Genomic DNA, 24,520 nt, shown 5'->3' with positions numbered 1-24,520 from the left:
ATCAGGTGGCGGAATCCGATGCCAACCTGCTCGCAAGGCTTGCTCGTGACTACAACGCAGTGAGCAAACCATCAGGAGGCTACTGGCTTTTTTTACAGCAAGGGGCCACGGCAACGGCTTCAGGGAAACAGACTGGCGGGATCACCATCACACCGGATGAAGTATCAAACTGGTCCTACAGTGAAGGTGAGCGGGGGAGTTCGACAGGTAAAGCGACAGGGAGTGGAGGAAAAGCCAAAGAGAAAATCGGCGTGCGTTATTACGACGAGGAGGACGGCACGACAAAGACCTCCTCCGTTGAACATGATGGCCCGGCGATGACCAATCCCTATACCCAGTCGGAGAAAAACACCGCCGAGCAACAGGCAAACTCCAGGAAAACACAGGCGAAGCGTAACGAGCAGAAAATGACGCTCACGGGGCCATGTCGCCCTAAACATGTTCCGCTGACAGCAGAAGCAAGTGTGTCGACCTCCGGTTTTGGCTCCCGTGAGGATCGGGCCTGGGTGGTTGAGTCTCTGGTCTTTTCTCTGACGTCAGCAGGATTCAGCTACACCTACAACCTTGTCGTGGATATTCGTAAACCCGCAGGAGCTTCGAAAAAATCAGAAAAGCAGGACAAAAAAGGCCCGTCCTACTTCGGTTAACCCTCCCGCCATCCGGCGACTCAGCTACGGAATTTAATCATGAACGGTGTAAACAACCGGACCGGGAAACGCCTGTCCGGCGTCGCCCATTTGCGCCAGTCCGTCAGCGACATACTGACCACTCCCATCGGGAGCCGGGTTCTTGTCCGTGACTATGGCAGTGATCTGTTTTCGCTGGTGGATAACCCACGGGATGATTTGACCCGACTACAAATAATCGCCGCGTCAGCGACTGCACTGGCCCGGTGGGAAACGCGGCTGAAGGTAACACGTGTGCTTGTTTCCTTTCCTGAAGGGGAGTCCGGCTGTGTGCTGGATATCGAGGGGATCAACAAGGAAACCAATTTACCTGTCAGAACGGGAGACATAACGATTTATGGCAAGCAGCTATGACGTGATCAACCTGTCCGAACTGGACGTACCGGATGCCATTGTGGTGCCGGATGCGACTGAAATCTTCACCCGGTGGCTGGCGCGCCTGCGGGAGCTTGATAAGCAGTTTGATGCGCTGGTGGAATCCGATCCAACGTTTAAACAGGGGGAGGTGAATGCCTACCAGCTGACGCTTGCGTTTCAGCGGGTTAATGATGCCGTGCGGGCGGTATTTCTCGCGAGTGCAAAAGAGGCAGACCTTGACCAGATAGGTGCCGCATTCAACGTTAAACGTCAGGTTATTAAGCCCGGCGATCCGCTTGCCATCCCGCCAGTGGAGCCTGAACTGGAAGACGATGCGGCATTTCGCGAACGTATCCAGCTTTCATGGGCGCAACTGAATACAGCAGGCGCGCGTAACGCATACCGCTTTCATGCGAAGTCTGCCGATACGGATGTGCTGGATGCCGATGCCTATGGGCCGGAAACTCATAACCGGCCAGGCTACGTTGATGTTTATGTCCTGTCACGCACCGGGGATGGGACAGCGGGACAGCCCCTGCTTGATAAGGTTAACAGCACACTGAATGCAGATGAAATCCGCCCGTTAACTGACTATGTGACGGTAAAAAGTGCCACGATTGCAAACTATGCCGTTTCGGCGGAGCTGGAAATCCCGGAAGGACCGGACGCCAGTACGGTGCTGAATAATGCCATCGATGTTTTACGATCATACACCACGCTTTCTCATCGGATTAAAACCGTCGTCCCGCTGTCCGCCATTTATGCCTCGCTGCAGCAATCCGGCGTGGTCCGGGTAAGGCTGATTTCTCCGGTGGCAGATCTGGAAGCGGAAGCGGGTAAAGCCCCGTGGTGTACCGCCATTAATGTCACCCGCAGGGAGGTAAGCAGCAATGACGGCTAAGTTTCGATCTCTGCTTCCTCCTGGTGCATTTCATGAAGAGCGGGCGCAGGAGCAGGCCAGCGCTGAGCAAATCGCCACTCTCGATACCAACATGGTGCGCAAGTCCAAAAATCCTGACACCTGTCCGGCGCATCTTCTCCCCTGGCTGGCCTGGGAGCATGCCGTTGATTTCTGGGATGACGGCTGGACGGAGGCGCAGAAGCGACAGGTGATAAAAGATGCCGCATATGTGCATCAGCACAGGGGAACAGCCGGGGCGGTACGCCGTTCTCTCGGGTCTGTGAACCTGCCCACGACCGTGGTTGAGTGGTGGGAAGACACGCCGCGCGCTGAACCTTACACCTTCCGGATCGAAGTACAGAGCAGTGAGGGGGTCAGCGACGATCTCTATCATCAGATCCGCCAGCTCACCGATCGGGCCAAGAACCTGCGCAGCTATCTGAGCAAAATTGATGTGATGGCGAATGTGGGTATGGACGGGGCTTTTTATATTTCGGGTGCGACAACAGCGCATATCGATGTGGACATTTTTGCCGGGGAATCTCATGGCTGATTACTACTCAATTATCACTAACCGGGGTAAAGAACTGGAGGCGGAGGCGCTGGCCAGTGGTCGCCTGATTGTACTGACTCACTTTGTGGTGGGTGACAGTAATGGCAAGCAGGTCAAGCCAGACCCGGCACAAATCCGGTTGATCAATGAAACGTACCGGGGCGATATTGCCGAGCTGGTGGTGTCCCCGGAACAGTCCACGCAGTTAATGGCGAAAATCGTCCTGCCGACCGGGATTGGCGGATTCACCGTTCGCGAAGTCGGTTTAATGACTGACGCCGGGGAGCTCTACGCGGTGGCAAACTGCCCATCGATCGATAAGCCTGTTGGCGGTGTCAGCGTTAATATGCAGTTTCGCCTGGCGGTATCAGACACCTCAAATATCACGCTGAATGTTGCAACAGGTGATGGCTTATTCCTGCGCATTGACCAGAACCTGAAAGAGATAAAAGCGCGTGGCGCGGAAGCACAAAAAACATCGCGTGAGTCGATTGGTGTCCTCGATGGCACGACACAACAAAGAGGGCTGGTTCAACTTAACAGCACTGTGAACAGCACCAGTGAAACGCAGGCTTCCACCCCGGCAGCAGTTAAGATCGCAATGGATAATGCGAATGCGCGACTGGCTAAAGACCGGAACGGCAGTGATATTCCTAATGTCGCATTATTTCTACAAAACCTTGGTTTAGTAGAAACCATAAATCGCGCTGCGGGATCGCTTCAAAAAGACCAGAACGGCGGGGATATACCTAAACCTGACTGGTTCGTTCGTAATATTGGTGGGGCGCGGGCATTTAGCGGCTCTGTAAGTATTGGCGGGGGCGGTGACTGGACGACTGCGGAGTTTATCGCCTGGCTTGAATCGCAGGGGGCATTTAATCATCCGTACTGGATGTGCAAAGGTTCCTGGTCTTATGGTGATAACAGAACTATCACTGATACGGGATGTGGGAATATTCAGTTAGCAGGGGCAGTGGTAGAGGTCATGGGGGTTCGGCTTGCGATGACTATTCGTGTCACCACACCGACATCCTCAACGACCGGCGTTGTAAATGCTCAGTTTACTTATGTTAATCATGGTGAGGGCTATCCAGCGATCTGGAGGCGTGATTTTAACACGGCAAATCCTCCTTATGAGTATTACCCTGTAGGAGCTCCCATTCCATGGCCTTCGGATATACCGCCTGCTAACCATGCGCTTATGCAGGGCCAATCGTTTGATAAATCTGCCTATCCATTACTTGCTGTGGCATATCTTGCGGGGGTTATTCCTGATATGCGTGGTCAGACGATAAAAGGCAACCCAACAGGTAGAGGGGTATTAACACAAGAACAGGATGGTATTAAGTGGCACGATCACGGTGCAACGATCGCAAGTACCGATCTCGGAAGCAGGGATACAACCGGGTTTGATTATGGCACCAAATCGGTATCAGTTTTTGACTACGGTACTAAATCAACAACCGGCGCGGGGGCTCACAATCACCCTATATCCGGTAGAACGCAGTTCGGTCAGGCAGGGGATGTCGTTGCAATGTCCAATACTGGCTCTGACAGAACAAACTGGGGAGCTGTTGGTGGCGTTGGCGACCATGCTCACGCCGTAGGAATTGGCGCACATGATCACGTGGTGGGTATTGGAGCGCATGCACACTCTGTTTACATTGGCGCGCACAGCCACGGTGTGACGGTTTCACCATCTGGTCAGGCTGAAAACACTGTAAAAAATACTGCATTTAATTATTTAGTGAGGCTTGCATAATGGCTTTTAAAATGACCGATACCAACCGCGTTATTACTATTTACAACCTTTCATCAGCAACAAATGAGTTTATTGGTAAGGGGGATGGGTTTATTCCGGCTAATACGGGCTTACCTGCATATAGTACTGATATAGCACCGCCAAAAGTGAAGGCGGGGTTCGTGGCTGTTTTCGATATTCAGACCAATAAATGGTCGCAAGTAGAAGACCACCGGGGAGAAACCGTTTATGACATCAGCACAGGTAGACCCACTGTTATTGAGACGCTGGGGTCCCTGCCTGATAATGTTGTATCAGTGGCTCCCGAAGGGGGATATGTTAAATGGGACGGCACACAATGGGTTCATGATGCAGAGGCGGAAAAAGCATTTTTTCAGGGACAGGCTGCGCAGGAAAAAGCAAACCTGTTGATGATTGCAACATCTGCTATTGCTCCTCTCCAGGATGCAGTTGATCTGGACATGGCGACGGAAGACGAATCGAAAGCACTTATTGCATGGAAAAAGTATCGTGTAATGCTTAACCGAATTAACCCCGAGGATGCTCAAAACATCATCTGGCCTGAATATCCATTGCCCATATAACAGACTTAAGCAAAACAATGCCGGGGCTGATTAGAATCGGCATTGTTCATACCTCAATTAAAAATTATTTACCTATAAGAGAGACTTTTAATCTTCTTAATAAAGTAATTAAATCTTTCCTTCCGAATAGTTTAAACAGATTAAACCAGCGGTTTTTACCCAGGTGATTTAGTTTTATTAATTTAGGGTTGTAATGATAGCACATTATAAAAACACCCTGATCGTCATCAACTATATTATTTCTGAGTGTTTTTATTTGGCACTGACAAACCAGTTTGTAAAACTCTTTCCATTTCTTTTGTGTTGCTACAATTGCTCCGCCAATAATATAGGAGCGATTGTTAATCATGTGGTCAAAAACCTGATGGATAGTTTTGACGGTCAAGCCTTTTTTAACTGTAAAGAAATTTACTTTGTTTCGGTCAAAAGGATAGTCCCATCGAGATAACCCTCTGGTTACGTCTGCACTACGACAGTAACCAAAGTCAACCCATGCAACCATATCATCATTCACAAGATTTAACTCTATAGCTCTGTTTACAAAATATGTTTTCAGATTGCAAACCAGTGCATAGTCAGGGGACCAGTATTCGGGGTTTATCAACTGGCGAGTTTCAAGTTTGCTTATGAACTCGTTATTTTTTTGAATCCGCGCAATTCTTTTTTTAATGTGTTGAAATTTTTTATTAATATCTAAAACCACTACAACAGTGTTTTTTCCATTTCTAATTTCTTCAATTTTGGGTTTAAGTTCACTGGATGTGAAAATGACCATGTCATTATCCAATTCAGACAGATTTTCAAAGTACTGAATATAGGTATCAGCTGTTCTCTCTAAGTGAGGAGAGAAACCTTTATTACTCGTCCAGTCTCCTCGTCCTATATCGAAAAATGCTGTAACAATGGTAATAGATGAGTTCATTTTTAAGCAATCCGTGTTTTATACCTATCCAATAACTACAAGAATGTTGAATACATATTTTTTTGATATCAGTCACATGGGAACATTCTATCAGTATCAACATGAGGCGGGAAGCATCATGTGATATTTAAACTGATAAGCAACGGATATACAAAATAACTGGTTGTTGCAAAAAATTATTCAATGACCAATGGTTTTCATTGGTATTATTTTTCTTGAAACTATTGCTTTATTCAAATATATGATAACCATAGGTTGCTGAATCATATAAAGCAGTATTCCTTTACCGATATTTGGAGTAATAACGGAAATCATTAAAGATGACCTGGCTGGCCAATTGATGGTGAACCGTAACGAGAGTTGCCGCAACCACACCGTATGCAAGAGCATGATTGCGGCCGACTGGCGAACGTTCGATAGTGCGAGTATTGAATGATTGCCAGTCACGGCGGATTGTACTTAAGCAATATGACGGTTCAAGGCGTTTAATCTGAAACCAGCCACATATCAGCCTCTTCAAACATTTCCTGAACAGTACGGCTTATCTGTTCCTTCTCATGCTTGCTGGCGTCAGTATTGATCGCCGGTAGTGTCATCATCGGTTTAACCCGAACATCAGCATCGGGGAAGATCCGGTGAACCCTCTTAGTCAATTCTCCCAGAATGATATCTTTTGCTCCGGGTAAACCATCAAAATTCCTTTTGTCATAAACGAGTTCCACGAACATTGCTTTTAGCCTCTTTACTGTATGGATATACAGTATTTATGCTGTGTTTTTATCCGGTATTCAAGAGGGGTTAATTGATGCCACGACGCAGCGATATTGAAATGGCCTGGCATGCTTCGATACAGCAGGAACCTAATGGCCGGAAGACCGTCACCACACAGCGGTTTGTCCAGGAACTGAGCAAGGTTAACTGGAACTGGACGATGAAGCAGGCCAATGAATGGATCGAGTGGTATGTGACAACATTCCGCGATGTATCAACGCAGGAAGGCGAGAACCGTACCTTACAGCTGTTCAATCCAAACGGAGGACTATAGCCATGGGCTTTCCTTCACCTGCGGCAGATTACGTTGAAACAAGGTTCTCCCTTGATCAGCAGCTAATCAGCCAGCCCGCAGCGACTTATTTCATGCGGGCATCGCGTTCACATTTCAGGGAAGGGATAATTCAGGGGGCGCTACTGGTTGTTGATGCGTCACTTTCTCCCTGTGATGGCTCGCTGCTGATATGCGCGATAGACGGAGAATTCAGGATCAAGCGATATCGGACTCATCCTCAGCCCCACTTGGTTAATCTGGATAACGGGAGAAGGGAGGCACTGCCAGTAGATGATGACGGTTACAGTTCTGCACCCGCTATATTCGGAGTGATCACGTACATCATTAATGATGCCAGGAACGCGGAGTTTGATGACTGCCCGGTGATGTAGATAAAAACATATCCATGGGGAAGGATAATTATGCTTGTTTGGTAGCTATTTAACCACTCATTACTTTGTTGGCATTTAAGTTAAAAATATTAGATATCAATTACAAAGATTTGATGACAACCATCTTTGTAATGACTATAAAGTTACCCACTCGCTAGGGATAAAGCGTATCCAATATGCATTGCTGTGTAATTACGGGGTCTGTTGATGTCACCAGACCCTGTCTTTTCATCATCGACTACACACAGCTGTTATCCTGCCAGGTGAATTCTAATTTGGGCGGGGTTTCTCCCCAGTAATTCCCCAAAGTTTCCCCGTGCAAAAGACAGGCATAAAAAAACCAGCCGTAAAGGCTGGTTCTTAAAGGAGTTTTTGGTCGGCACGAGAGGATTTGAACCTCCGACCCCCGACACCCCATGTCGGCGAGCTACCGCCTTAAGAACTACTATGTGCCATGAGTGGACATCTATTTAGTGATCCATATGACTGCTGCTTTCGGCATATTATAAAAAATTAACACTAAAAATTTATTCACAATCGATTATGCCTTAAAAATATTTTATAGATCAAACTTGACGATAAAGACCTATATTTTCGGATATTGAAGCTGAGAAATCATTTTTGCAATCGATAAGAGTTTTTAACATTTCTTTAGGATCTGAGGGTTTACTCGATCCATTGATAGAGATATTGGTTAAAATACAAAATTGATGATAGGGATAGCTAGATGCTTTCATATTCGGGAATGAAACAAAAATACTCGCATCTTTATAAAAGCTAGATATAAAACGTGCATCGCTATTTATTAAAGCCTTTGCATATGCCGTGAGGTCATTCCCATTAGAAATAGTTAATTTTACTGGTAAGTAATCCTGAAAATCATAGATAACATCATCTATTGGTAATCCATTAACTAAATTAGCATTACTATAAACCATCTGGTGAATTAGTTCAGAATCTAAACCCTGAAATTTTAATTTACTTTTTAATCGTAAAAAATCTTCCCATTTTAATCTGTGTTCATCTAACTTATACCCCCACTCCATAACCACTTGCTTTTTCTTCTCATTTTCTTGATGATAGTTAAGAAAAGCATCAAAAATAAATGCGGCGACAATAGAGTAACTAACATTCTCGATAACAGCAAAACCTAAAGAACGAAGAAAAATCAAATAACTTAATGCAAGAATGAACAAAGTCATTAAGTTTTTCCTTGTTGCTGCTGATGTACTCCAAAAAAAGCAGTAAGAACTTATAGGTCGAAGTAGAGCCTTAAATTTTTTAGAGTGACTTTTTATTTTGTAATTAGTTATATACTTACTTAGTCCCAATGAGAAAATTAACACAAATACTGACTTAACGATCTCCTCATTGATTTTCATAAAGTTGTAAATGGTAAGTGAGGTTTCCGTCAAGTTATTGACAACACCTGGTAACATTATTAATTCCTTAGATAGAAAAAGGCACTTTTTGATAATTAATACTTATCTCAGCCATACATTTACTCGGTTAACAAACTTGCTCACATTAGGATTATCTTCCATTCTCATCAGGAATATTATCCATTACAGGTAAGCAGGGCAACCGTAAGTTGACATGATCTCAGTCATTGATGCACCCTTGATTAAGGATAGCGTTGCATCGACCCGTTGAACTCACAGCTCATAGCAGACGCTCATATCAGGTATGTCTAAAAAGCAGGTATGAGGGGAAGGTGACAGACTATGGTGAAAGAAAAGTGGGCTGCTGTTTGTGGTTGCATTGAGGGGGGCGAATGAGGCAAAAGAGCAAAAACAAAAAAGCCCGCAGTATAAGCGGGCTTTTTTGTCACTCGGGAGCCACGGCTCCTTTGCGTATCCTTTTTTGTCCCCTCACCGTCTGGTCGGTGTCCTGCTGAGACTGCTAACTTCCTGTTTTTGCTAGTGCTGTCCTGGCACTGTCCAATCATGATTGGTGGAGCTGGCGGGAGTTGAACCCACGGTGATTTTCCCGAGGTGTGAGAACAATTAATCCAGTTTTTCACGCAGTTCTTTGGCGACTGCAGCAATTTGGCTTCTCTGTTTTGAGTTATCAGGCAGAGGAGGGAGCTGCGTTTCAGGAGTCAACCACTGGTCTGCCTCATCTTCGTCTCCAGGAATGCAAACGCTAATATCATTCTGATATTCTTCTCGTAAATCTAATGTTTTTTTAACTGCATCAATTGCTGAACTACGGTCTACGCCATTGACAATCACAAAAGTGGCAGCTGTTTCAGCTATGAAATCTTTTCTTTGTTCTTCAATTTCTTCCATCTGCTGCTCAAGAATGTAGTCGGCGGCCATTATATATCCTTAATTTTAGGAATAAAAAAGGGGTTGTGCACGAAGTAGTATACGGTGGTTAGGGTATGGGATATCAATCAGAGGTCACAAAAATTCCAATGTTCAAAGTTAAAAAACATTGGCCCTGGCGTAATCGAAGGCCAGAAAGTGGTTATCAAAACTCAAAAAAGATCTAGCTAATTCAGACAGTTAGATTCAAGGCAATAAGGCGAGTTTAGGATGGTTGAACGTATATTTCATCCTACTTATCAATTGGTAAAGTGTAATCCCGTAAGATGCTGCTGCGCCACATGGGTTGGGTTGAAGCGGCTGACCTGATTGTTAAAGGTATGGAAGGCGCGATCAACGCTAAGACCGTAACCTATGACTTTGAACGTCTGATGGAAGGCGCTAAACTGCTGAAATGTAGCGAGTTTGGCGACGCAATCATCGAAAACATGTAATATGGTAATTTGTTAAATTTACTAACGGGAGCGTAACGCTCCCGTTGTTTTTTGTTAGGCTGCTAACGGTTATCAAAATTTTATCAAAATAAGTTATCAAAACTTCCTGGTAGTTTGGGGGAGGTTGGTCGGTCAGATGGAAGTTCTATTGCCAGGTTCCCATTAGGCATTCCTCAGCTTTTTATTATTTCTGGTGCACGCTCGTTAATATTTAGGTCCGTTCTGTGCCAGGTGCGGACGTTAATGACATTCATATGTTCTATAAAACGAGGAGTACTTATTACGGGCATTCCCCTGACGTTGCAGGTATTAGTGATGATTTTTTATATACTCAACAAAAGCCTGAAATGCTGCGGAGGCATATTTTCGATTGGAATAATAAAGATAGAAGCCGGGAAGATCTGTCAGCCAATCCTCAAGTAATGAAACGAGTTTGCGACTGTGTATATGGGGTTCAGCCATTTCATACAACACGTAGCTGATACCAGCGCCATTCAGTGCGAGACTTAGTGCAACATCGAGGTCATTTACCTCAAGCATTCCCTTCACATTAATCTCAATGCGCTCGTTATCTCGACCAAATTGCCACTGATAGCTGCGCCCACCAGGATAGCGAAACTGGATACAGGAGTGATTCAGAAGATCCTGAGGCTGCTTTGGGCTGGTATGCGTTTGGAGGTATTCTGGGCTTGCCACAACGGCGTAACGAACAGGCTGACCAAGTGGGATAGAAATCATGTCTTTTTCGATGATATCACTCAGCCTCACTCCGGCGTCGTATTCACTACTCACAATATCAACCAGATTATCGTCCTGAATTATTTCCACTCTGACGTCGGGATAGTCCTTGTTAAACCCAGCAACCAAAGGGGCGAGTCGGTAACGCCCCCCCAGCCTGACCGCGTTAATGCGTAGCGTGCCTATGGGTGTGGCACGATAATCATTTATTGCTTCAATGGCATCCATCGCATGATTGAAAAGTGGGGAAAGCGATTCAAATAATTTATGCCCGGCATCCGTTAGAGATACGCTGCGAGTCGTGCGATTAAATAATCGTACCTTTAATCGTTCCTCGAGCTGGCGGATCGAATGACTCATTGCCGAAGATGTCACGCCTGCGGCTTCTGCTGCCAACCGGAAACTACGAAAAGTTGCTACTGCGATAAAGGGTTCAAAATCGGAAATTTTAACATTCATTACTGATTTAAACTCACTAACTCATAAAAATTAATGAGCTTAATTAAAGTTTATTTGTGTTCTAAAGTCACCTCATCAGCAACGTTAAATGAGGAAATATGATGAATTTCAAACTGACACAGCAGATTTTTATTGCCGGCGGATATGGGATGATAGGCAGTAATCTGGCCACCCAACTGCGGACGCGTTTTCCGGATGCGAAATTAATCCTGGCAGGCCGCTCGCCGCAAAATGGCGAAAAACTTGCGGCCCAGTTGGGAAACGCCATGACTGTTTGTCTTGATTTGATGAGCGGGGAGCTTCCGCCGCTTGTATCGACTTCACAGCTTATTATCAGCGCCGTACCCGATCCAAAACATACGCTAGGTGAATACGCTATTCGCAACAATATTGCTTTTATTGATATTACGGTAGGGACTGCCGACGGCTATGCACCTCTACTGAACATGGCGCTGCTCCATCATGCGACTTCGCCGATCGTACCATTAGGTTACTATGAGGCGGGAATGTTTTTACCGCTGGTTGATAAACTTGCCAGCCAGTTTAATTCTGTTAAACGTGTACAGCTGACCGCAGTGCACGACCCAGAAGATCCTATAGGTAAAGTCACTGAAAAAGAGCTTAATCAGGCGATAGCTCCTGCATTTGTACGGGAAGATGGTATCTGGGGTTATACCGCTGAGCAGAGTAACATTTGCCTTATCAGTGGTGAATGTGTCGAGACTACGCCGTTTGGTATCCTGGATGTCAGCGCTATTGCGGCAATGACTCGTGCTGACAATATCAGGCTTGATGTCGCCGTGGGGACTTCAGAGGGTAAGAGAAATGCCACTCAAGCGTCGGTAGAACTGTATGTTGATATACAGGGTGTTAACGTGTCAGGCGCTTCAGAGTCCAAACGAATTATCGCTTCAGACCCACAAGGACAGGCGCATTTCACAGCCCTTGGCGTTACTATCGTCATCGAAGCGCTACTCAAAAGCCCATTGACCGGTTTTATGTTGCCAGAGCAAATAATGGATCAAGAGGCGGCCCTCACAGCGATGCAGGATGCAGGTGTCGTATTGATTACGGCCTAACCAGTTTTCGTACTCGTCATTTATGAGTTTTGATTCGTACAAAGACAAACTCATACCTACGGGGATTGATGCCAGTAAAAACACTTCAAGTAAGTCGTACTTACCAGAAGTAACTTATATCCCCCGATAGGACTTTATTCAACGTATGCTTCTCGCTCATAGCGGATCTATACGGCTGTATGGCTTTAGCATGGTAGGCATTGAGAGTTGCCATTAGCGGTAACCATTTTGAATGGTCGGGTGGTTGTATTTACCCAAAAACGGTTATCAAAACCCTAAAACATATATTGATCATCAGTGGGTTATGAGAGTCCCAATAGTCAGTGAGATATATGAGAATTGGTTAAATTATACTTTAATATCAGATTGTTGTGATTGAACGATCTAACTACTTCACCGACATATGGGTAGAAGTGGCTGACCTGATCGTTAAGGGTATGGAAGGCGCGATTAACACGAAATCTATAACCTATAATTTCGAATGTCTGATGGACGGCAGCTAAGCTGCTGAAATGTTCGAGTTTGGTGACGGGATCATCGAAAAACATGTAATGCGATAATTTGTTAAATTTACTAACGGGAGCGTAACGCTCCCGTTTTTTTTGGTTAGGCTGCCAACGGTTATCAAAATAAGTTATCAAACCCCTGCAGTAGTTTGGGGGAGGTTGGATGGTCAGATGGTAGTTATACCGCCAGGTTTCAGTTAGATATACCTCAATTTTTTTTTGCGGTTATTACTGGTGGATGTTCGTTAATATTCAGCTCCATTCTTGCCTGGAGCGGACGTTGTTTTTGATAGTTTTGCAAGAAATGAATTGTCATTTATCTGTGAATGACAACATATTTTGGGTTGTTTCTTACTATTTCCTATACTTACTTAGTAATGATATAAATTAAAGAATAACTTTTGCCAAAGCGAAACCTACTGGGACTGCAGTCAATATAGAAATGCAGCCTGGCAAAAAGAATGGATGATTAATTATCTTAGATCCATTCCACCGATTACTTAAAAAAGAGCCTGTATCATCGGTTGCAATTGCAAATGCAGTTGTTGGGTAAATATTAGTGAGATAAAGCGCACTAACAGCGACGAAACTAGCTAATATTGCGTCAGCGCTAATGCCAATAGAAGCAGCAATGGGCATTAATAAAGCACATGTAGCACCCTGGCTGAACAACATTGCGCTGGTACAGAAAAAAACTACCGCCAGTAGTCCTGGATACATACGTAACATATCACTAGCTTGTATTTTTATCTCGTCGATATGGGCGCCAATAAGCGTGCTGCTTAACCATACAATACCTAACACCACAACCAGTGATTCAGCACCAGATTTAAATATAGGTGAGTTCTTCAGTTCTTTCATGTCTAGTTTACAGATAAAAATAATTATCGTGGAAACTATAAACATAGTAATGATTATTAGATCACGGGAGTTAATTGTATGTCCGATAACCGATTTAAACATCAACATGCAAACAACAAATACAACACCTACCAGGAATATTACTACCGAGGATTTAGCACTGGCGGGGATTTTACAGCTGATGTGTTTATTTATAACGACTTTATTTTCCTGCATGATTTTTAGGCAAACGGGATCGTTAGCCAGACTTTCACCTTGTCTGCTGGCGATGAAAGCTGCGACCAACATAGCAAAAAAAGCGGTGGGAAAAACAATCAACATAGCATCACCAAAACTGACTCCCATTATCTCCACGGTGCCATACATAATTGCCGTGGCTGCAGAGATTGGTGAGGCTGTAATACCTAGCTGTGAAGCTACAACGGCAGAGCTTAATGGTTGGCTGGGTCTAATGCCGTTATCTTTTGCAACTTCCTGAATCACATTCATGACCGACATGGCGGTATATCCCGTACCGGAAAGTACAGTCAGGATAAAGGTCACTGTTGGCGCGAGAATATTTAGGTAACCTGGGTTATTGCGTAATAATTTCTCTGTCAGAGTTACTAAATAATCCATTCCACCAGCCTGTTGCATTGCAGAGAGCGCAACAATAGTAGACAGAATAATGAGCATGACGTCGACAGGTGGAGCACCAGCCGGAACATCAAAAATAAAAACTGAAATTGCTAATCCGATCCCGCCAGCAAACCCTACGCCAATTCCCCCCCAACGGGCGGCAAGCATGATAGTTCCCAGCAATAACACGATATGTAACATCACCATAAAATTGACCTGCTTTTATTTATAATTCTCACAAAAGGGATGGTTAGGTAATGAATATAAATATTCATTACCTCCAGTTAAAACTGATTATTTATTTAATTGATAAACTACGAAATATTCATTTCTTTTTGATAGCGTTTAATCACTGCTGTACTTTTTTGTGGATCGGTCATATTCATTGGATCAAGCAAATAATCTGCCTGTACTGGCGTCAGCAGCTTTTCTGCTAACACGACCTGCTTTACACTGGTCTGTTGCTGAAACGCAGTCTTGGCAATTCGAGAGCCAACCTGATAGCCAAACAGTGTTGCGATAATGGTCGCAAGCGCTGTACTTTCCTCTGCATAACGAGCGCTCACTTCTTCATTGATCGCGATATCCTTCAGGCACTTGTCAATAAATAAAGGTATCCCTTTAGTCAATAACGAGCAGGATTCAAAGAGCGCTTTCAACAGCACCGGTTCCCACACGTTCAGATCAAGTTCACCACCCTCAACAGCCATCGTCACAGTTAGGTCATTGCCAATCACCTGATACGCAATTTGATTTATCAGTTCGGGCATTACAGGATTAATTTTGCCTGGCATAATTGAAGAGCCCGGTTGCACCGCAGGGACAATAATTTCATTAAAGCCAGCTCTTGGCCCTGAACCCTGAATACGAAAATCGGTAGCCATTTTGGAGAGAAACGCAGCTATTTTTTTAAGCTGTGCGGAAAATTCAATATAAAAGTCACCGTGTTGGAGACCATCAAAGAAATCTGCTTCCGGGGTATATTTATCACCAGTAATAATTTCCAGCCACTGATAAACTGCCGGGATATATCCTTCGTGAGTGGACAATCCCGTACCTATAGCTGTCGCTCCCAACGGTAAGAATAATGCTTCTTCTCTGACTTCCACCATTTTTGCTTTAAGTCTGCTTACCTGCGTGCGATAAGCGCCAAATTGCTGGCCAAACGTCATCGGCACTGCATCTTGTAAGCAGGTTCTCCCTAACTTCACCTTGTCAGCAAACAGGCAACTTTTTTCTGTTAACACTGCTTCCAGTTTTTCCAATTGGACTAACAATTGATCTATATTCATGCGGCTGGTCATTTTCATTGCCGCTGGGATGACGTCATTCGTTGACTGTCCCATATTTACGTGGGTATTCGGGTGAATCTCATCATATCCACGTTTTCCGGTAATTAGCTCATTAGCACGGTTTGCGACCACTTCATTCATGTTCATGTTGGTTGAAGTGCCTCCGCCTCCCTGAAAAACATCAATGGGGAAATGGGCATCAAAATCACCGGCCATTACCTCCTTCAATGCTGTAACGATGGCCGACGCTTTCTGCTGATCCAGCGCACCAATTTGTCTGTTCGCTTGTGCTGCCGCTTGCTTGATTGCGGCGATAGACCATAAAAAGTGTGGGATTTCTCCTGCTGTTTTGCCCGACACTGAGAAATTCAGCACCGCACGTTGTGTTTGAATACCGTAGTAAGCTTCATCTGGCACCATTAAAGTTCCTAATAAATCCTTTTCTTCACGCATTTCTGTTTCTCTTGTGTATTAAGGTGGTTATACCTTAATTTAGTGATATGACAGATAGTTTGAAGTAGCTCAAAGAAAAAATACCATTTAAAAGTTAGATAGATACTATTAAAAAATGTAATGCTAAGGGATGAGAATGAAGGATATTAACTTCGATTTTAAGCAATTACAGGCATTTTTAGCCGTGATAGACACAGGCTCATTTACAGCTGCAGCCAGGAAACTCAACGTGACTCAGTCATCAATTTCGCAGCAGGTTGCAAACCTGGAGGTAGGATTAAATACTGCTCTGGTCAACCGTTCACAGCGACCAATCCAGATGACAATTGCCGGGCAAGCACTCTACCCGCTAGGAAAAAAAATTATTGATAACGGTGTTCACCTGCAAGAACATATCAATGCAATAAGCGACGGACATATTTCGAATCTGAAAATTGGTTTTGTGGATTCAATTAGTAAAACCGTTGGCCTGGATATCCTTAAGTTTCTGCAACCACAGGTGAAGCATATTTTTCAGGTGACAGGCACAGCATCTGGATTGCTCCAGGCGCTTAATAAGGGGGATATTAATCTGGCTGTAACCATGTTACATACTGAAATGCCGCCCAATGTTAGAATGTACCCGTTGATTGAGGAAGAGTTTCTATGTATTTGTCCCAAAACATGGCCGGAAACAGAGTTGGAAGAATTATGTAAGCAGCGGAACTACATTGCTTATACCCAAAATACGCCAACGGGAATCCAGACACTCAACTGGCTAAAATGGCAAAACTTTTCTCCTGCCATTCAGTTTGAAATGGACAATGCTGATGAGATTTTGAAACTGATAGCCTGTGGTTACGGGTGGACGTTAACTACGCCGCTGTTTATTACTACTATTCCAGCTTTTTCTGACTCGCTAAAGATCATCCGGATCAAAAAACGTAAAGAGCGTCGCAAAATTGTTCTGTTGTGCAAAAATGACGAGTTTTCGGTTTTTTATAAAAATCTGGCATTTGAGATTCGTTCGATACTGGAAACGAAACTGGAGCAGGAGTTTTATAACCAGGTGGATTTGGATGCTAATTTGCCATCATAAATATGTATACGAACATAGCATCTCTCCGACACAGTAGGTGTTTTTGTCTGGATTATCACTTTTGTTTCTCTTGCCTTATGTATTATTGCTGCAGATCAATTATTAAGAAAAAACAAAAGAACCAGAAGGAAGTTCGGAAGTAGCTTATCTACAATATTAGCTATTGATAAAATCAAAGTAACATTTCGTAAAGTTTGGATGTTTTATTTCTCATAGACGAGTATTTACATATTATGATATAATATGACGGAAAAAACTGGCAGGTTATTAACCTGCCAGTAATGTAAATAAATTGTCGAGGAGAGCATTCCAGTGGGACGTAAATGGGCCAATATTGTTGCTAAAAAAACGGCTAAAGACGGTGCAACGTCAAAAGTATATGCAAAGTTCGGTGTGGAAATCTATGCTGCTGCTAAACAAGGCGAACCAGATCCAGAATCAAACTCATCTTTAAAATTCGTTATTGAACGTGCAAAACAAGCACAAGTTCCAAAGCATGTTATTGATAAAGCAATTGATAAAGCCAAAGGTGGCGGAGATGAAACGTTCGTGCAAGGGCGTTATGAAGGCTTTGGGCCAAATGGTTCAATGATTATCGCTGAAACCTTGACATCAAATGTTAACCGTACGATTGCTAATGTCCGCACTATTTTCAATAAAAAAGGCGGGAATATCGGAGCGGCAGGTGCTGTCAGCTATATGTTTGACAATACTGGCGTGATTGTATTTGAAGGCACAGACCCTGACCATATTTTTGAAATTTTGCTTGATGCTGAAGTTGATGTTCGTGATGTAACCGAAGAAGAAGGAAACATCGTTATTTATACTGAACCTACAGATCTTCACAAAGGAATTGCAGCTCTAAAAGCAGCTGGAATTACTGAATTCTCAACAACAGAATTAGAAATGATTGCTCAATCAGAAGTTGAGCTTTCACCAGAAGATTTAGAAATCTTTGCAGGACTTGTTGATGCCCTTGAAGATGACGATGATGTACAAAAAGTATACCATAACGTTGCAAATCTCTAATTATAAATTAAAGGAATCTGTCATTATGGCAGATTTTTTAATTTCATAAATTTGTATAAAAAACATATCTAGCCAGATATATTAATGATGACAAATAGATAAAAACTGCTATCTTCCAAAAGAAATTCCATTAATGGAAGACGCAATCAACGCCAAAACCGTAAGTTATGATTTCGAACGTCTGATGGGCGGTGCTAACCCGTTGGAATATTCAGAGTTTGGCGACGTGATCATCGAAAACATGTAATCCAGATTCTGGGTTGTGGGAGAACGGGAACCGAACGGTTCCCGTTTTTTTGCCTGTCTATCCTTATCGTTTATGGCCTGCACGATGATAAGTTTATCAACATCCAACTTTTATATGTGAAATATTATTGAAATAACTTCGGTTACAATATTTTGTTATATATTGAATAATAAACTTATACATTTTTGCAACGTTCTGTATCGGGCGATATTTAGAGCAGGTGCTTTTCAAATGAATGTCTACATTATTTCATGCGCAATACTCGCAGTCAGAATAATCCCATTAAGGGGTGGGTTGTAAAAACTGTTTGCATATCTGATATGCATGGTGATATTTATTAATACAGCAAAGATGCATTTGGTTTGCGTGTTAATAGCATGTTTAAGATAAACTAAATGCCATGTTTTTGTCGTTAGTAATCTGCCGTCATGCAAATAAATGTCAACATTGATTCCATCGTGAGTCAGAAGTCTATATTTATTAAGATGTTAAATTCGACTTGTGAATGAAAGTAAAATATGCGGTTTATCATTGTGAAGTTGTTATTTTTTACGGAGTTAATGTCTATATTGCCAGAGTGTTTCAGGTTACTGAATGAAGAGCTTCCATTGAGAAAGGGCCGGGATTAAAGGGCGTCCAATATCAGATGAAATAGTTTGTGCTGACAGAAAACTTGAAGCATGTCGTGCGGGCTTTGATACCGCTGAAAATATTTAAGAGGTAATATTATGAAGAAGTTAATTGCTGTGGCTATTGTTGCTGTAATTCATACATCACCGGCTTTAGCTATTAATGCTCAATACCGCGCTCAGCTTGAGCGTTCCGGTTGTACTGAAATGAATGCAGGTACCACTTGTAATATTCACAAAACTGCAGAGCAGAATGAGCGAAATGCTCGTCGTCACGGAGGATATAATTCTCCGGATGTAATCCGCGCGCATTTAAATCAGATGGTTGTGGGATCCTTTCGTGGGGAAGCTGTTGATGTAATGGAGTCTGATGGGTGGAGACGTATCTCTCAGGACGGTAGTAAATATCGTAAGGATGACCGTTATGCGACTCTGGTTTGGGGACAGGATGATGCTGTTGCATCGGTAGTTGTTCGCTAATTTATAATAAAAGAGACACAACACATGAAAAAGTTAATCACATTTATTGTATTCACAACTTTATTGTCTGGCTGTTCTGCGGACTTCGCACAACGTTATGCTGACGCAAAGCGTGACCAGGAGCGTAAGGAACATCACCATCATGAACATCAGAACGACGATTACACCAGTTCCGATGGATATCGCATGGTTACGAGACACGGAGTAACTCTTCCTGATTGCGAGGAACTGCCGGATGCGAGTCAGGCAGATAATGGTGGACGCTGCTGGTATAAGTAAGACAGCCATTTTTATACTCAGAACCGCTATCTCGCAGATTCATCATTCTTTAAGATTTCAATCTCCGGTTTGTACAACCTGAGCCTCCTGCGCCATCGGAGAACCCTTGGCGCAAAATCCCCCCAGATAATGACGTTGATCGATGACAGCATTTTCTTTCTTTCACTAATAGGGCTTTAATATTTTGATATAAGATTATCAGCCAAATTTACTGTATGATTTGCAGTGGCTTACAATAAATTTCATCCTCTTTTTATTGGGAAACTTCACTTGTTCTTCTGTGTGTTGGAAGAAGTAATGAGTCAGGATGAAACTAAAGCTTGCGATGTTTGGTTAACCATGCGTTAATGGTTGTGCGGTTTGATACAAAATTATCTGAAGTAGTTATTGAAGTATTTCTCTTCACTTTCACCTCTTAAGAATCCTTTTGGTTTTTTCTGATAAATTTTTTTCGGACCATTCTGCCTAAGGGCTTACTCATAAAGGTAATAGTGATGTCTAATAAAATGACTGGTTTAGTTAAGTGGTTCAATCCTGAGAAAGGATTTGGATTCATTACTCCTAAAGACGGTAGTAAAGATGTGTTTGTCCATTTTTCTGCCATTCAGGGAACCGATTTTAAAACTCTGAATGAAAATCAGGAAGTCGAGTTTGGTGTGGAACAGGGACCCAAAGGCCCATCGGCAGTTAATGTCGTGACACTTTAAGGTAACTGTTATTACTAATCATATTCACTTCCGGTGTCCATGTTGTCATGGTTCTCAATACAGAACATCGACTTTCGATGTTACTGACAGAAATCCTTTCGGGGCAAAATGTATTTTTTGCAAATCTACAATGATTACATTTGATAATATTGCACTGTACATTCGTTCCGGCCAGGCTCCATTGGATTTCAGGAAATAATTTTATTGGGCTCCTTTATGGGGCCTTTTTTTCAACCTGTTAAAAGGTGTTCCAGTCAGGAGCATCATGGTGCGGTTATGAAAAAAGTGATTGTTTTTTTTAACACAGAACCAGCGGTTACTGTGTCATTGATGGAAGGCATCACCACGATATTACGTGAGTATCCAAATGGTGAGAAAGCTCACCTAACCGTGATGTCAGCTGGCTTCCCTTCACTAACAGGAGATCATAAAGTGGTCTATGTTGCCTCTGATCGTGATGTTAGTTCTGATGAGATTCTTGAGGCTGCATCGAAGTTGTTGTAATGGCTGTCGGGCGTTTTTACTACCAAGTTGTATAAACTCTTCTGCTGTTGTTTCATCTATGAACAATTCTTGTCTAACTAATAGACAGTAACTCTGTGGTTATTGAATCTTCTTACTGAATAGTCTATAGATATCAACGGTTGCATATACTCGTCGTACTTCAGGTTGCATATATGCTGGCTGTGCTTGTCCATCCGGATCACTTACCGGAGTCAGGTCCCCGAGATCGTCTCGCTGGCTGTCTTCCTGCAACTCGATTTATTTAGAGTATAGTTATACTGAATCATACCTACTGGCGCGTTGATGCCGTTACAGACCAGAAGAGGTGCATAGTGAACGTCGAAGATTTGAAACGTAAAACTGAAACAGATATATCTGAATTTATCACAAAGAAAATAGCTGAGCTCAAAAAAAAGACAGGAAAAGAAGTTTCTGACATTCAGTTTATTGCTCGTGAGAAAATGACGGGTCTTGAAAGTTATGATATTAAGATTAAATTGATCTAGTTCCCCAAAGCAATTCAACATTATCAAAAGCATCATCATCCATAAGATGTGATGCTTTTTTGTCCATGAAAAACTGCAGTGAATTTTATCCTATCAGTTCAACCGCCAGGTCAGTCCATCTTGTTTAAAACGGTTCTTTCACACATAGTGTGTAGTCAGATTTAGCCTGGAGGTTCGAATGTTAAAAGTTATTGCCGAAGATTTCATAAAAGTTGAGTGTGTTGATATCGTTATCCCTCTGTATCGTGAGCTGGTATCGGCAACGAAAAAAGAAACTCTCTGCATTTCTTATGATTTGTATATTGATGAAAAGGATCCGGGACACTTTATTTTTATCGAAGAATGGCCGGACCATGCAGCACTCGACGAACACTGTGCAAGTGAACATTTCAGAAGGCTTGTGCCATTAATTGATCAACATAAGCGTCAGGATGCTCGTTATATTCTTATGAATTACTTAGTGAGCGCGGATGGCTCGTAAATCTGATACGGTATTATGCTAAGTTAACATTACTTTCCAGTTGAGTCCGGGCTATAAGTAATAGCCCGGGAAGATAAACTGTGAAAAATTAGAACTGATAGTTCAATGAAACCCAGTAGTTACGGCCAGGTATCACATAGCCGGTCGTGGATTGCGCTGTCTGGAAGTAGTCACCCGCGTAGGTGCTATTGCGGCCTACCTGATACAGTGTGACGTCGCTAAAGTCTTTATCCAGTACGTTATTAACTGCCGTATTCAGCGTCAGTTCTTTGGTCAGTTTATAGGACAGTCCCATGTCCAGAACGGTCCAGGCTTTTAAATTAGCGCCTTTGTCGTCATATACTTTCTTTTGTACCGCGCTGAGATTGTCGTAATTCTCGGTAAAACGTGGGGCTTTACCACGATAACGTGCGCTCAGCCAGGCATTCATATCTTCCGTAGCCTGCCAGTTCAAACGTGCGTTAGCCATATGTTTAGGTGTATAGCTCAATGGCGCGCCTTTATTATCGCCATCTTTTTGTTTGCTCTGAGTGTAGGTGTAGTTGAGGGATAAACTCAGCACGTCCGACCAAAGAGGGAAGGTGCTGGCGAATTCAACACCATCAGTTCTTGCTTTGCCGCTGTTGGTGTAGCTATTGGTATAATCATCAATAGAGTACGAGACAATTTTATTCTTATATTCGGTATAGAAGCCGGTAATGTTGGCGTTCAGTCCCGTATCGTTTTCATAATACAGTCCGGTTTCATAGCTGGTGCTCTCTTCGGGCTTAAGGTCCGGGTTGCCGACCGTATTGACGGTTCCCTGGGCGGTAACACCACTGATACCATTGTGTAATTGGCTGAGTGACGGGGCTTTATATCCTGTCGTGACGCCGCCTTTCAACGTCCATTCTTCAGATACATCCCAGACCAGGTAGGCGCGAGGGCTGAGATGACCGCCAAAGACATCGTTATGTTCGTAGCGTGTCCCTGCGGTTAATGCCAGTGAGTCGAGAATGTGCCACTCATCTTCAGCGTAGGCAGCCCATGTTTTCTGGTGGAATGTTTCGCCAGTATTGGCCAAAACAACACCGTCTTTCATACGCGCATCCCAGTATTCTCCCCCGAGGGTTAAGAGGTGCGAATCACCTAATGGTGTCAGCAGCAGAGAGTCCAGAATGACGTTGGTATTTTTCAGTTCACGGGCATCACCGGCCCGGCCAGCATTTTCTGGTGTGAGCGCGGAAGAGACCAGTTGTCGGCCTTTATTCTCGGTTTCATTCCAGCCCAGGGATGACTTCCAGGTTCCGAATGTTAATGCGGTATCGTGGCCGAGGGTCACTTTGTTACGCTCATAGCGCAGCGTCTTGTCATAACCCCCGGTCAGGCTACCAAGCTGTCCGTCAACGTTATCGTAACGCTGTCTGGCTGAGTCGAGATCCATCCAGAGTGTATTGTTTTCGCTGGTTTTCCAGTCCAGTCGAGTACCGATATTGTAGTTTTCAGATTCAGTTGGGTAGGGCACACGTGTCGAAGATGTATCGCTCAGGGAAGTGATGCTTGAGCCTTGCCGTTGAGTCGTGCTGCCGCGAACCTGCATATCCAGGACGCCTGCGATTAAAGGACCGCTTGACCAAAAGTTGGCGACAGTGCTGTTACCCCATTTATTACTTTCTTGCAGGTTCACGCCGGTATTGATGGAAGTACTCCATTTATCGGTGCTTTTTTGGTAATGATATTAACAACACCACCAATTGCGTCAGAGCCGTAAAGCGTAGACATGGGACCGCGGATCACTTCAATATGATCAATCGCCGCCAGTGGCGGCATAAAGCTGGTGTTCATGGCAGAGAAGCCGTTTGGTGTAACGTCGCTGCTTCCGTTTTGACGAATACCGTCTATCAAAATCAGGGTATAGCTGGCGGGCATACCACGGATACTAATCTCCAGACCACCGGTTTTACCGGTACTGCTTTCAACATCTACCCCTTCAACTGAGCGCAGGGCTTCGCCTAAGTCATTATATTTATTGGTTTGTAATTCTTGCTGTGAAATAACGGAAACGCTGGCAGCAGCGTTGGTGATCTTTTTTTCGTAACCGGAAGCGGTCACGACCATAACGTCTTCTGCGAAGGCATTAGTACAGCTGAATCCAATACAGGACAGAACGACAGAAGCAACGGGCTTTAAACGCATAGTCAAACTTCCTTTGTTAAAAATTAGAAGGAAGTAAGATAAATGATGGTAATGATAATACAAATAATTATCATTATTAATTTACATAAATTGTCACTTCTGGTGTCTTTCTTGAATAAATATACATAAATTGTCATAAATTCGAGTCAGAAAGGACGACAAAATCAGCCAGTAGTTATCTTTGTAATTATTGACATTCATTTAATATCGAATTGAATAAATCAGATGTTGTTAAAACATGCTTTCAGCAAAGAATGTCATGTCGCTTGCTGAATATTAGAAAGTCGTATGATGTTTTTTTAAAATCGTCATACTTTTCTGCGCTGTATCATTTTTTTCGTCGATACTGTCCGCCATAATCCTTTCCCCAGGAAGTCGCCCAACGACAGCGGGTTGTTGTGTGGCATAAAAAAACACAAAATCTGGATAAGAT

The 24,520-nt window shown here is 43.5% G+C and carries 23 protein-coding genes, 1 tRNA gene and 6 pseudogenes; 21 read left to right on the top strand and 9 right to left on the bottom strand.

The features are described 5' to 3' along the window. The 6 genes and pseudogenes from OH663_RS23250 to OH663_RS23225 form a co-directional block, all read left to right on the top strand. Window positions 1-647, top strand: a pseudogene (locus OH663_RS23250) (contractile injection system protein, VgrG/Pvc8 family); the annotation flags it as partial. Between the two features lie 39 nt (window positions 648-686). Beyond that, window positions 687-1,040 carry a GPW/gp25 family protein gene (locus tag OH663_RS23245; RefSeq protein WP_032943848.1) on the top strand — a complete coding sequence of 118 codons (354 nt, stop codon included), beginning with the start codon at window positions 687-689 and terminating at the stop codon, window positions 1,038-1,040. Then, entirely contained in the window at window positions 1,024-1,944 is a 921-nt protein-coding gene (locus OH663_RS23240; protein ID WP_200042098.1) for a baseplate assembly protein, read from the top strand. The genes OH663_RS23245 and OH663_RS23240 overlap by 17 nt, the downstream gene beginning before the upstream one ends. Beyond that, complete coding sequence (locus OH663_RS23235; RefSeq protein WP_200042099.1) at window positions 1,934-2,497, top strand: phage tail protein I; 564 nt, start codon at window positions 1,934-1,936, stop codon at window positions 2,495-2,497. The genes OH663_RS23240 and OH663_RS23235 overlap by 11 nt, the downstream gene beginning before the upstream one ends. Beyond that, window positions 2,490-4,259 (top strand): phage tail-collar fiber domain-containing protein, encoded by a 1,770-nt coding sequence (locus OH663_RS23230; RefSeq protein ID WP_200011512.1) that lies wholly within the window; start codon window positions 2,490-2,492, stop codon window positions 4,257-4,259. Before OH663_RS23235 ends, OH663_RS23230 begins: the two co-directional genes overlap by 8 nt. Further along, on the top strand, window positions 4,259-4,843 hold the full coding sequence (locus OH663_RS23225; RefSeq protein WP_200011514.1) for a tail fiber assembly protein: 585 nt from the start codon (window positions 4,259-4,261) through the stop codon (window positions 4,841-4,843). Before OH663_RS23230 ends, OH663_RS23225 begins: the two co-directional genes overlap by 1 nt. Before the next feature lie 64 nt (window positions 4,844-4,907). On the opposite strand, the gene yibB is transcribed toward OH663_RS23225, so the two are convergent. Further along, a complete protein-coding gene (gene yibB, locus OH663_RS23220; RefSeq protein ID WP_200011516.1) occupies window positions 4,908-5,765 on the bottom strand; it encodes a protein YibB in 858 nt (285 codons plus the stop codon). Window positions 5,766-6,250: 485 nt separating this feature from the next. Then, a pseudogene (locus OH663_RS26170) lies at window positions 6,251-6,666 on the bottom strand (DinI family protein). Between OH663_RS26170 and OH663_RS26165 the strand changes: the two are divergent. Both OH663_RS26165 and OH663_RS23205 read left to right on the top strand, forming a co-directional pair. After that, the gene (locus OH663_RS26165) at window positions 6,595-6,810 is read left to right on the top strand and encodes a DNA polymerase V (RefSeq protein WP_476579523.1); all 216 of its coding nucleotides are present in this window, start codon (window positions 6,595-6,597) and stop codon (window positions 6,808-6,810) included. The pseudogene OH663_RS26170 and the gene OH663_RS26165 overlap by 72 nt on opposite strands. 2 nt (window positions 6,811-6,812) lie before the next feature. Next, window positions 6,813-7,202 (top strand): HumD family translesion DNA polymerase, encoded by a 390-nt coding sequence (locus OH663_RS23205; protein WP_200011518.1) that lies wholly within the window; start codon window positions 6,813-6,815, stop codon window positions 7,200-7,202. A 373-nt stretch (window positions 7,203-7,575) separates the two neighbouring features. On the opposite strand, the gene OH663_RS23200 is transcribed toward OH663_RS23205, so the two are convergent. The 3 genes from OH663_RS23200 to OH663_RS23190 form a co-directional block, all read right to left on the bottom strand. Beyond that, a tRNA-Pro gene (locus tag OH663_RS23200) sits at window positions 7,576-7,657 on the bottom strand. A 111-nt stretch (window positions 7,658-7,768) separates the two neighbouring features. Then, window positions 7,769-8,641 (bottom strand): hypothetical protein, encoded by an 873-nt coding sequence (locus OH663_RS23195; RefSeq protein ID WP_200011521.1) that lies wholly within the window; start codon window positions 8,639-8,641, stop codon window positions 7,769-7,771. A 567-nt stretch (window positions 8,642-9,208) separates the two neighbouring features. Continuing rightward, window positions 9,209-9,523 carry a hypothetical protein gene (locus tag OH663_RS23190; RefSeq protein ID WP_200011524.1) on the bottom strand — a complete coding sequence of 105 codons (315 nt, stop codon included), beginning with the start codon at window positions 9,521-9,523 and terminating at the stop codon, window positions 9,209-9,211. Between the two features lie 266 nt (window positions 9,524-9,789). Here OH663_RS23190 and OH663_RS23185 point away from each other — a divergent pair. Then, window positions 9,790-9,966: pseudogene (locus tag OH663_RS23185) on the top strand (isocitrate/isopropylmalate family dehydrogenase); the annotation flags it as partial. A gap of 309 nt (window positions 9,967-10,275) precedes the next feature. Here the strand turns inward: OH663_RS23185 and OH663_RS23180 are convergent. Beyond that, window positions 10,276-11,163: a LysR family transcriptional regulator gene (locus OH663_RS23180; RefSeq protein WP_045441863.1), complete on the bottom strand. Its 888-nt coding sequence runs from the start codon at window positions 11,161-11,163 to the stop codon at window positions 10,276-10,278. Between the two features lie 98 nt (window positions 11,164-11,261). On the opposite strand from OH663_RS23180, the gene OH663_RS23175 reads away from it, so the two are divergent. Both OH663_RS23175 and OH663_RS26160 read left to right on the top strand, forming a co-directional pair. Further along, window positions 11,262-12,242 (top strand): Rossmann-fold NAD(P)-binding domain-containing protein, encoded by a 981-nt coding sequence (locus OH663_RS23175; protein WP_156184445.1) that lies wholly within the window; start codon window positions 11,262-11,264, stop codon window positions 12,240-12,242. A 404-nt stretch (window positions 12,243-12,646) separates the two neighbouring features. Then, window positions 12,647-12,802, top strand: a pseudogene (locus tag OH663_RS26160) (NADP-dependent isocitrate dehydrogenase); the annotation flags it as partial. A 333-nt stretch (window positions 12,803-13,135) separates the two neighbouring features. Here OH663_RS26160 and OH663_RS23165 read toward each other — a convergent pair. Next, the gene (locus OH663_RS23165; RefSeq protein ID WP_200011530.1) at window positions 13,136-14,434 is read right to left on the bottom strand and encodes an anaerobic C4-dicarboxylate transporter family protein; all 1,299 of its coding nucleotides are present in this window, start codon (window positions 14,432-14,434) and stop codon (window positions 13,136-13,138) included. Between the two features lie 107 nt (window positions 14,435-14,541). Beyond that, window positions 14,542-15,972, bottom strand: coding sequence for an aspartate ammonia-lyase (locus OH663_RS23160; RefSeq protein WP_200011533.1), 1,431 nt, complete (start codon window positions 15,970-15,972; stop codon window positions 14,542-14,544). Between the two features lie 136 nt (window positions 15,973-16,108). Here OH663_RS23160 and OH663_RS23155 point away from each other — a divergent pair, with 136 nt between their 5' ends. The 10 genes and pseudogenes from OH663_RS23155 to OH663_RS23110 all read left to right on the top strand — a co-directional run bounded on the left by OH663_RS23155 (window position 16,109) and on the right by OH663_RS23110 (window position 21,912). Next, on the top strand, window positions 16,109-17,050 hold the full coding sequence (locus OH663_RS23155; RefSeq protein ID WP_045441878.1) for a LysR family transcriptional regulator: 942 nt from the start codon (window positions 16,109-16,111) through the stop codon (window positions 17,048-17,050). A gap of 312 nt (window positions 17,051-17,362) precedes the next feature. Further along, window positions 17,363-18,079 (top strand): YebC/PmpR family DNA-binding transcriptional regulator, encoded by a 717-nt coding sequence (locus OH663_RS23150; protein ID WP_045441888.1) that lies wholly within the window; start codon window positions 17,363-17,365, stop codon window positions 18,077-18,079. 133 nt (window positions 18,080-18,212) lie between these two features. Beyond that, window positions 18,213-18,326: pseudogene (locus OH663_RS23145) on the top strand (hypothetical protein); the annotation flags it as partial. Window positions 18,327-19,054: 728 nt separating this feature from the next. Next, window positions 19,055-19,435, top strand: coding sequence for a hypothetical protein (locus OH663_RS23140; RefSeq protein ID WP_200011536.1), 381 nt, complete (start codon window positions 19,055-19,057; stop codon window positions 19,433-19,435). Between the two features lie 24 nt (window positions 19,436-19,459). Continuing rightward, on the top strand, window positions 19,460-19,714 hold the full coding sequence (locus OH663_RS23135; protein WP_045441892.1) for a membrane lipoprotein lipid attachment site-containing protein: 255 nt from the start codon (window positions 19,460-19,462) through the stop codon (window positions 19,712-19,714). Between the two features lie 494 nt (window positions 19,715-20,208). After that, window positions 20,209-20,421 carry a transcription antiterminator/RNA stability regulator CspE gene (gene cspE / locus OH663_RS23130; protein WP_045441895.1) on the top strand — a complete coding sequence of 71 codons (213 nt, stop codon included), beginning with the start codon at window positions 20,209-20,211 and terminating at the stop codon, window positions 20,419-20,421. Window positions 20,422-20,431: 10 nt separating this feature from the next. Beyond that, window positions 20,432-20,620: a cold shock small protein YmcF gene (gene ymcF, locus OH663_RS23125; protein WP_071829076.1), complete on the top strand. Its 189-nt coding sequence runs from the start codon at window positions 20,432-20,434 to the stop codon at window positions 20,618-20,620. Between the two features lie 77 nt (window positions 20,621-20,697). Further along, window positions 20,698-20,925: a hypothetical protein gene (locus OH663_RS23120; RefSeq protein WP_045441897.1), complete on the top strand. Its 228-nt coding sequence runs from the start codon at window positions 20,698-20,700 to the stop codon at window positions 20,923-20,925. Between the two features lie 332 nt (window positions 20,926-21,257). Further along, window positions 21,258-21,431, top strand: a complete 174-nt coding sequence (locus tag OH663_RS23115) for a GnsA/GnsB family addiction module toxin (RefSeq protein ID WP_045441900.1) — start codon at window positions 21,258-21,260, stop codon at window positions 21,429-21,431. A 178-nt stretch (window positions 21,432-21,609) separates the two neighbouring features. Continuing rightward, window positions 21,610-21,912 (top strand): putative quinol monooxygenase, encoded by a 303-nt coding sequence (locus tag OH663_RS23110; protein ID WP_200011538.1) that lies wholly within the window; start codon window positions 21,610-21,612, stop codon window positions 21,910-21,912. An 88-nt stretch (window positions 21,913-22,000) separates the two neighbouring features. Here the strand turns inward: OH663_RS23110 and OH663_RS23105 are convergent. After that, a pseudogene (locus tag OH663_RS23105) lies at window positions 22,001-24,087 on the bottom strand (TonB-dependent receptor). Window positions 24,088-24,520: the final 433 nt, after the last annotated feature.

This window comes from Citrobacter sp. Marseille-Q5395 (assembly GCF_947057495.1).
In the GTDB taxonomy this organism is placed as follows: Bacteria; Pseudomonadota; Gammaproteobacteria; order Enterobacterales; family Enterobacteriaceae; genus Citrobacter; species Citrobacter murliniae.
The sequence above is the reverse complement of the archived record's forward strand: the minus strand, read 5'-3'. Positions and strand labels throughout refer to the sequence as shown.

What these genes read in the sequence shown, in the direction of transcription:
- OH663_RS23245 (WP_032943848.1), top strand. Translation starts at nt 687, where the DNA reads ATGAACGGTGTAAACAACCGGACCGGGAAACGCCTGTCCGGCGTCGCC.
- OH663_RS23240 (WP_200042098.1), top strand. Translation starts at nt 1,024, where the DNA reads ATGGCAAGCAGCTATGACGTGATCAACCTGTCCGAACTGGACGTACCG.
- OH663_RS23235 (WP_200042099.1), top strand. Translation starts at nt 1,934, where the DNA reads ATGACGGCTAAGTTTCGATCTCTGCTTCCTCCTGGTGCATTTCATGAA.
- OH663_RS23230 (WP_200011512.1), top strand. Translation starts at nt 2,490, where the DNA reads ATGGCTGATTACTACTCAATTATCACTAACCGGGGTAAAGAACTGGAG.
- OH663_RS23225 (WP_200011514.1), top strand. Translation starts at nt 4,259, where the DNA reads ATGGCTTTTAAAATGACCGATACCAACCGCGTTATTACTATTTACAAC.
- yibB (WP_200011516.1), bottom strand. Translation starts at nt 5,765, where the DNA reads ATGAACTCATCTATTACCATTGTTACAGCATTTTTCGATATAGGACGA.
- OH663_RS26165 (WP_476579523.1), top strand. Translation starts at nt 6,595, where the DNA reads ATGGCCTGGCATGCTTCGATACAGCAGGAACCTAATGGCCGGAAGACC.
- OH663_RS23205 (WP_200011518.1), top strand. Translation starts at nt 6,813, where the DNA reads ATGGGCTTTCCTTCACCTGCGGCAGATTACGTTGAAACAAGGTTCTCC.
- OH663_RS23195 (WP_200011521.1), bottom strand. Translation starts at nt 8,641, where the DNA reads ATGTTACCAGGTGTTGTCAATAACTTGACGGAAACCTCACTTACCATT.
- OH663_RS23190 (WP_200011524.1), bottom strand. Translation starts at nt 9,523, where the DNA reads ATGGCCGCCGACTACATTCTTGAGCAGCAGATGGAAGAAATTGAAGAA.
- OH663_RS23180 (WP_045441863.1), bottom strand. Translation starts at nt 11,163, where the DNA reads ATGAATGTTAAAATTTCCGATTTTGAACCCTTTATCGCAGTAGCAACT.
- OH663_RS23175 (WP_156184445.1), top strand. Translation starts at nt 11,262, where the DNA reads ATGATGAATTTCAAACTGACACAGCAGATTTTTATTGCCGGCGGATAT.
- OH663_RS23165 (WP_200011530.1), bottom strand. Translation starts at nt 14,434, where the DNA reads ATGGTGATGTTACATATCGTGTTATTGCTGGGAACTATCATGCTTGCC.
- OH663_RS23160 (WP_200011533.1), bottom strand. Translation starts at nt 15,972, where the DNA reads ATGCGTGAAGAAAAGGATTTATTAGGAACTTTAATGGTGCCAGATGAA.
- OH663_RS23155 (WP_045441878.1), top strand. Translation starts at nt 16,109, where the DNA reads ATGAAGGATATTAACTTCGATTTTAAGCAATTACAGGCATTTTTAGCC.
- OH663_RS23140 (WP_200011536.1), top strand. Translation starts at nt 19,055, where the DNA reads ATGAAGAAGTTAATTGCTGTGGCTATTGTTGCTGTAATTCATACATCA.
- OH663_RS23135 (WP_045441892.1), top strand. Translation starts at nt 19,460, where the DNA reads ATGAAAAAGTTAATCACATTTATTGTATTCACAACTTTATTGTCTGGC.
- cspE (WP_045441895.1), top strand. Translation starts at nt 20,209, where the DNA reads ATGTCTAATAAAATGACTGGTTTAGTTAAGTGGTTCAATCCTGAGAAA.
- OH663_RS23120 (WP_045441897.1), top strand. Translation starts at nt 20,698, where the DNA reads ATGAAAAAAGTGATTGTTTTTTTTAACACAGAACCAGCGGTTACTGTG.
- OH663_RS23110 (WP_200011538.1), top strand. Translation starts at nt 21,610, where the DNA reads ATGTTAAAAGTTATTGCCGAAGATTTCATAAAAGTTGAGTGTGTTGAT.